The sequence below is a fragment of the Chitinophaga sp. GbtcB8 genome (genome assembly GCF_019091455.1).
In the GTDB taxonomy this organism is placed as follows: domain Bacteria; phylum Bacteroidota; class Bacteroidia; order Chitinophagales; family Chitinophagaceae; genus Chitinophaga.
Genome location: NZ_JAGXJN010000465.1, coordinates 1 through 233, shown reverse-complemented (window position 1 = coordinate 233; position 233 = coordinate 1). Strand labels below are relative to the sequence as shown.

Genomic DNA, 233 nt, shown 5'->3' with positions numbered 1-233 from the left:
AGTGCCTTTACCACTACAGATGCTACCGGCAGCGGTAACGTATCAAATAAAGTAAAAGCACCTGGTAAGGATTCTGTAATTGCACTGAAAGATAACGTACCCTTAAGCGTAGGTTACCCCTACACTATTTTCCTGAAGGGCGAAAAAAATGCGCCTACCGATGCACGCAAGCTGAGGGTAGGTATCATACAGCATAGCTAATACAGCACTGCAACTACTATAGACAAATTTTA

The 233-nt window shown here is 42.9% G+C and carries 1 protein-coding gene; it reads left to right on the top strand.

Translation table 11 applies throughout. The features are described 5' to 3' along the window. A partial coding sequence (locus tag KVT36_RS32320) for a hypothetical protein (protein WP_217607527.1) occupies window positions 1-201 on the top strand: 201 nt, incomplete at its 5' end. Window positions 202-233 lie beyond the last annotated feature (32 nt).